The organism is Agromyces sp. NPDC058126, from assembly GCF_042884595.1.
Classification (GTDB): domain Bacteria; phylum Actinomycetota; class Actinomycetes; order Actinomycetales; family Microbacteriaceae; genus Agromyces.
This window is the reverse complement of the sequence record NZ_JBHVTS010000010.1, coordinates 1-5,539: the sequence shown is the minus strand read 5'-3', so window position 1 is coordinate 5,539 and position 5,539 is coordinate 1. Positions and strand designations below refer to the sequence as shown.

Here is a 5,539-nt window from a genome sequence, read left to right as displayed (position 1 = left end):
GTTCGTGTTAAAGGCGAAGAGCCGCCCACGTGGTGGGCGGCTCTTCGTAATGTTTGTCCGGCGGTGTCCTACTCTCCCACAGGGTCCCCCCTGCAGTACCATCGGCGCTGCGAGTCTTAGCTTCCGGGTTCGGAATGTGTCCGGGCGTTTCCCTCGCGCTATGGCCGCCGAAACTCTAGGACCAACTGGGCCACACAGGGTGTGGGGTTGGTGGTTTCGGTGGACCCCTCACCGTGGTGGGGGTCGTATTGAATTGATGTGTGTTTCCGTCTGAAGGGAACCACAGAGTGGACGCGAGAAATCTTGGGCCACGCACACGGCCTTTACTTGAATGAGTTCAAATCGTGTGAGTGTAGTGATTATCAAGTTATCGGCTTATTAGTACCGGTCAGCTCCGACAGTCTTTAGTCCTGTCTTCCACATCCGGCCTATCAACCCAGTCGTCTGGCTGGGAGCCTCTCCCCCGAAGGGATGGAAATCTCATCTTGAGGCCGGCTTCCCGCTTAGATGCTTTCAGCGGTTATCCATTCCGAACGTAGCTAACCAGCGGTGCTCCTGGCGGAACAACTGGCACACCAGAGGTTCGTCCAACCCGGTCCTCTCGTACTAGGGTCAGATCCTCTCAAATTTCCTGCGCGCGCAGAGGATAGGGACCGAACTGTCTCACGACGTTCTAAACCCAGCTCGCGTACCGCTTTAATGGGCGAACAGCCCAACCCTTGGGACCTACTCCAGCCCCAGGATGCGACGAGCCGACATCGAGGTGCCAAACCATGCCGTCGATATGGACTCTTGGGCAAGATCAGCCTGTTATCCCCGAGGTACCTTTTATCCGTTGAGCGACAGCGCTTCCACAAGCCACTGCCGGATCACTAGTCCCGACTTTCGTCCCTGCTCGACCTGTCAGTCTCACAGTCAAGCTCCCTTGTGCACTTACACTCGCCACCTGATTGCCAACCAGGTTGAGGGAACCTTTGGGCGCCTCCGTTACTTTTTGGGAGGCAACCGCCCCAGTTAAACTACCCACCAGGCACTGTCCCTGAACCGGATCACGGTTCGAAGTTAGATATCCAGAGTGACCAGAGTGGTATTTCAACAATGACTCCACCGACACTAGCGTGCCAGCTTCACAGTCTCCCACCTATCCTACACAAGCCACACCGAACACCAATACCAAGCTGTAGTAAAGGTCACGGGGTCTTTCCGTCCTTCTGCGCGTAACGAGCATCTTTACTCGTAATGCAATTTCGCCGAGTTCGCGGTTGAGACAGCTGGGAAGTCGTTACGCCATTCGTGCAGGTCGGAACTTACCCGACAAGGAATTTCGCTACCTTAGGATGGTTATAGTTACCACCGCCGTTTACTGGGGCTTAAATTCTCAGCTTCGCCTTGCGGCTAACCGGTCCTCTTAACCTTCCAGCACCGGGCAGGCGTCAGTCCGTATACATCGTCTTGCGACTTGGCACGGACCTGTGTTTTTAGTAAACAGTCGCTTCCCACTGGTCTCTGCGGCCTTCAAACGCTTTCGGAGCAAGTCCTAATACGCCTCAGGCCCCCCTTCTCCCGAAGTTACGGGGGCATTTTGCCGAGTTCCTTAACCACGATTCTCTCGATCTCCTTAGTATTCTCTACCTGACCACCTGAGTCGGTTTGGGGTACGGGCGGCTGGAACCTCGCGTCGATGCTTTTCTCGGCAGCATAGGATCACCCACTTTTCATCCGCATCGCGTCTCAGCCTTGATGAGCGACGGATTTGCCTATCGCTCGGCCTACACGCTTGCCCCGGGTCAACCATCGCCCGGGCTGGGCTACCTTCCTGCGTCACACCTGTTAATACGCTCACTCCACCAGATGGGGTCGCATGCCGCCTCACGATCGTCCCCGAAGGGATCCACGCGTCTTGGGATGCTTAGCACTCCTGATTTCATGTGGGCGGTTCTTCGCCGGTACGGGAATATCAACCCGTTGTCCATCGACTACGCCTGTCGGCCTCGCCTTAGGTCCCGACTTACCCAGGGCAGATTAGCTTGACCCTGGAACCCTTGGTCTTCCGGAGGACGGGTTTCTCACCCGTCTTTCGCTACTCATGCCTGCATTCTCACTCGTGTGCCGTCCACGGCTGGTTTCCACCGCCGCTTCACCCGGCACACGACGCTCTCCTACCCATCAACACGGCTGGACCACGAAGGCCTACCACAAATGTCAATGCCACAACTTCGGTGGCGTGCTTGAGCCCCGTTACATTGTCGGCGCGGAATCACTTGACCAGTGAGCTATTACGCACTCTTTCAAGGGTGGCTGCTTCTAAGCCAACCTCCTGGTTGTCTGTGCAACTCCACATCCTTTCCCACTTAGCACGCGCTTAGGGACCTTAGTTGGTGGTCTGGGTTGTTTCCCTCTCGACGATGAAGCTTATCCCCCACCGTCTCACTGCTGCGCTCTCACTTACCGGCATTCGGAGTTTGGCTGACGTCAGTAACCTGTTGAGGCCCATCGGCCATCCAGTAGCTCTACCTCCGGCAAGAAACACGCAACGCTGCACCTAAATGCATTTCGGAGAGAACCAGCTATCACGAAGTTTGATTGGCCTTTCACCCCTATCCACAGCTCATCCCCTCCATTTTCAACTGAAGTGGGTTCGGTCCTCCACGACGTCTTACCGTCGCTTCAACCTGGCCATGGATAGATCACTTCGCTTCGGGTCTAGGACCTGCGACTGAATCGCCCTATTCAGACTCGCTTTCGCTACGGCTGCCCCACACGGGTTAACCTCGCCACAGATCACTAACTCGCAGGCTCATTCTTCAAAAGGCACGCTGTCACCCCAACAAGGAGGCTCCAACGGTTTGTAAGCAAACGGTTTCAGGTACTATTTCACTCCCCTCCCGGGGTACTTTTCACCTTTCCCTCACGGTACTTGTCCGCTATCGGTCATCTGGGAGTATTTAGGCTTATCAGGTGGTCCTGACAGATTCACGCGGGATTTCTCGGGCCCCGCGCTACTTGGGATACCTCTCCGGCCGGCCAGGCATTTCGACTACGGGACTCACACCCACTCCGGTCCGCCTTTCAATGCGGTTCGTCTATACCTGACGCGTCACCGTGACTGCACGGCAGTACAGTCCGAAAGGTCCCACAACCCCGATCATGCAACCCCTGCCGGGTATCACACATGACCGGTTTAGCCTCTTCCGCTTTCGCTCGCCACTACTCACGGAATCACGGTTGTTTTCTCTTCCTGTGGGTACTGAGATGTTTCACTTCCCCACGTTCCCTCTACCCGCCCTATATATTCAGGCGGGAGTCACCAGGTCACCCAAAGGGCCTGGCGGGGTTTCCCCATTCGGAAATCCTCGGATCACAGCTCGTTTATCAGCTCCCCGAGGCTTATCGCAGATTACGACGTCCTTCTTCGGCTCCAGATGCCAAGGCATCCACCGTTTGCTCTTAGAAACTTGAAATCACATGAGTTTGAATCGATCGCGCACCCGAAGGTGCGAGATTGACCAATGATTAGTCAGACACAGCCCCGAAGGACCATGTCATCGAAATCTTTGTGAAACAGCCCCAAAGGGCTGCTTCTAAGATGCTCGCGTCCACTATGTAGTTCTCAACAGACGGCCAGAACCCCCACCCCACCGAATCAGAAACCATCGGCATCGTGAAGGTCTGAAGAAACCATCACCCCCAGGCCGAAACCCGGGAAGTTGTCCGGTCCCTCAGGACCCAACAGCGTGCACGTGCCCGACCGGCCGGCCCCCACCGTTCCAACCCCACAAGTGAGGCGTACTAGGTCTGAACCATTCAGACGAGCACCTATGTCAATGTTCCACCCATGAGCAACCAGCAGACACGTTCGGTCTGATCTGGCGCACTGCGAAAACCCGAAGGCTTCCGAGTTGCTCCTTAGAAAGGAGGTGATCCAGCCGCACCTTCCGGTACGGCTACCTTGTTACGACTTAGTCCTAATCACCGATCCCACCTTCGACGGCTCCCTCCACAAGGGTTAGGCCACCGGCTTCGGGTGTTACCGACTTTCATGACTTGACGGGCGGTGTGTACAAGGCCCGGGAACGTATTCACCGCAGCGTTGCTGATCTGCGATTACTAGCGACTCCGACTTCATGAGGTCGAGTTGCAGACCTCAATCCGAACTGAGACCGGCTTTTTGGGATTCGCTCCGCCTTACGACATCGCAGCCCTTTGTACCGGCCATTGTAGCATGCGTGAAGCCCAAGACATAAGGGGCATGATGATTTGACGTCATCCCCACCTTCCTCCGAGTTGACCCCGGCAGTCTCACATGAGTTCCCACCATTACGTGCTGGCAACATGCGACGAGGGTTGCGCTCGTTGCGGGACTTAACCCAACATCTCACGACACGAGCTGACGACAACCATGCACCACCTGTTCACGAGTGTCCAAAGAGTTGACCATTTCTGGCCCGTTCTCGTGTATGTCAAGCCTTGGTAAGGTTCTTCGCGTTGCATCGAATTAATCCGCATGCTCCGCCGCTTGTGCGGGCCCCCGTCAATTCCTTTGAGTTTTAGCCTTGCGGCCGTACTCCCCAGGCGGGGCGCTTAATGCGTTAGCTACGACACGGAAACCGTGGAAAGGTCCCCACATCTAGCGCCCAACGTTTACGGCGTGGACTACCAGGGTATCTAATCCTGTTCGCTCCCCACGCTTTCGCTCCTCAGCGTCAGTTACGGCCCAGAGAACTGCCTTCGCCATCGGTGTTCCTCCTGATATCTGCGCATTCCACCGCTACACCAGGAATTCCATTCTCCCCTACCGCACTCAAGTCTGCCCGTACCCACTGCAGGCTAGAGGTTGAGCCTCTAGTTTTCACAGCAGACGCGACAAACCGCCTACGAGCTCTTTACGCCCAATAATTCCGGACAACGCTCGGACCCTACGTATTACCGCGGCTGCTGGCACGTAGTTAGCCGGTCCTTTTTCTGCAAGTACCGTCAAGGCCGAAGCCCCTTCTTCCTTACTAAAAGCGGTTTACAACCCGAAGGCCGTCATCCCGCACGCGGCGTTGCTGCATCAGGCTTGCGCCCATTGTGCAATATTCCCCACTGCTGCCTCCCGTAGGAGTCTGGGCCGTGTCTCAGTCCCAGTGTGGCCGGTCACCCTCTCAGGCCGGCTACCCGTCGACGCCTTGGTGAGCCATTACCTCACCAACAAGCTGATAGGCCGCGAGTCCATCCCAGACCGAAAAACTTTCCACCCCAGATCATGCGATCCGAGGTCCTATCCGGTATTAGACGTCGTTTCCAACGCTTATCCCAGAGTCCAGGGCAGGTTACTCACGTGTTACTCACCCGTTCGCCACTAATCCACCAGAGCAAGCTCCAGCTTCATCGTTCGACTTGCATGTGTTAAGCACGCCGCCAGCGTTCGTCCTGAGCCAGGATCAAACTCTCCAAAAAAAATGGTTCCCAACACCCGAAAGTGCCAGGGAGTTCAATCTCTGACAGAGAAACAACTGACTCGAAAATCAAATTGTCCATCAATCAAAGGAATCCCACC

General features: G+C 55.8%; 3 rRNA genes. All 3 read right to left on the bottom strand.

The features are described 5' to 3' along the window. Window positions 1-55: 55 nt before the first annotated feature. Window positions 56-172: ribosomal RNA gene (gene rrf / locus ACFVTR_RS19115) — 5S ribosomal RNA — on the bottom strand. A gap of 186 nt (window positions 173-358) precedes the next feature. After that, window positions 359-3,461 (bottom strand): 23S ribosomal RNA (locus tag ACFVTR_RS19110). Between the two features lie 449 nt (window positions 3,462-3,910). Continuing rightward, window positions 3,911-5,439 (bottom strand): 16S ribosomal RNA (locus tag ACFVTR_RS19105). Together the 16S, 23S and 5S rRNA genes form the textbook arrangement of a ribosomal RNA operon. Between the last annotated feature and the right edge of the window lie 100 nt (window positions 5,440-5,539).